The following is a 1,320-nucleotide window of genomic DNA, read 5'->3' on the forward strand; positions in this document are numbered from 1 at the left end:
CTGATACGCTGCTGATACGCTGAACGGCTCTGTGGGTTGGCGGAAAACAGCACCAGCCCTGCCGTATGCCGATCAATGCGATGCAACGGCACCAGATGCGGATTATCCAGTCGACGAATCAACCTTCGCAGGAGCGTTTGCTCGACGTACTCGCCTGCCGGAGTCACCGGCAGAAAATGCGGCTTGTCTGCGACTACCAGATGCTCGTCGGCATAGAGGATCGACTCGACCACAGGGATCGGCTTTTCGTCCGGCACCTCACGGAAATAATGGATTCGCAGGCCTTCCTTGTAAGGCAGGTCGACCGCAATCGGCATTCCGTGCCCGTCGAGTACCCGACCGCGAGCGACTCTGTCCAGCCATTGTTCACGACCAATAGCGCTGAAGTGTTCGCACAAGCAATCGATAACGGTCTGCCACGAGCCCGGCGGCAAGTAGAGTGTGCTGGCCTGGCTGTGTGCAGCGGAAAAAGATGAAGTGGACATACGAAAGTTCTGACCCTCAATGCAGGTCGACATTATCCAACAGTGGCCGAGTCGAACCTAGCAGAGAATCCTCATGCCGGAATCGGCGCACGCGCCGCCGCATCAGTGAACTCCTTGAGCCAGCGCAACACATCGACGGCTTCCCAACGAGCTGGATCGTAAAGTGCGTATAACAACCCCTGATAACCCACGACATCCAGTTGCCGGTGGTAACCCGCACGCTGGAACAATGCTTCGATTTCGGCGAAACAGGTATTGAAATGCACTTTGTTGAAGGGGGTTTTACCTTCCGTCACCAGACCGTCCAGACGCAATTCAAGGACTGCCTCACGCACAACATCGACCGACATCCGGTTCACGCTGTTTTTCAATTGTTCGACATTGACCACGATTCATCCCTCTCACGCCCGGAACTGCCTGCCCAAACCCGAAACCCAGGACGGCAAGGCAGCATTACGAATAACTGTATGCGCATACAGTATCCGAAGAGCATCGGTTAAGCCAAGGGTATCAATGGCAAAGTTCGACAGACGGGACCATCGCTGCATCCAAAACCGCTTAACGCAAGAACGCCACTACCTCGTCAGCACCAAATGGCCAACCCAGTTCTGCGCCGGTATCGACTCGTCGCAAGACCGGAATGCGCAGGCTGTAGGCTTCGAACCAGGTTTCATCGACAGCGATATCTACCAACTCAACCAGCAGACCGCGTTCGACAAACTCCATCAGCATGGCTTCGGCCACTTCACAGAGGTGGCACCCAAGGGTGCCAAACAGCTGACATTCAGGAAGCATGAGCGCTCACCCGTAAAAATTTAAGTGATTATTCTAGGCC

3 protein-coding genes are annotated in these 1,320 nt (G+C 55.0%); all 3 read right to left on the bottom strand.

Annotated elements, in window-relative coordinates:
- Nucleotides 1-485 (bottom strand): pseudouridine synthase (locus AC1DRJ_RS27940; RefSeq protein ID WP_477804992.1); only part of this gene is annotated, 485 nt, incomplete at its 3' end.
- A gap of 71 nt (nucleotides 486-556) precedes the next feature.
- Nucleotides 557-874, bottom strand: a complete 318-nt coding sequence (locus tag AC1DRJ_RS27945; protein ID WP_477804993.1) for a transcriptional regulator — start codon at nucleotides 872-874, stop codon at nucleotides 557-559.
- 169 nt (nucleotides 875-1,043) lie between these two features.
- Nucleotides 1,044-1,280, bottom strand: a complete 237-nt coding sequence (locus AC1DRJ_RS27950) for a glutaredoxin family protein (protein WP_477804994.1) — start codon at nucleotides 1,278-1,280, stop codon at nucleotides 1,044-1,046.
- Nucleotides 1,281-1,320: the final 40 nt, after the last annotated feature.

It is taken from the genome of Pseudomonas sp. P5_B2, assembly GCF_056400445.1.

What these genes read in the sequence shown, in the direction of transcription:
- AC1DRJ_RS27950 (WP_477804994.1), bottom strand. Translation starts at nt 1,280, where the DNA reads ATGCTTCCTGAATGTCAGCTGTTTGGCACCCTTGGGTGCCACCTCTGT.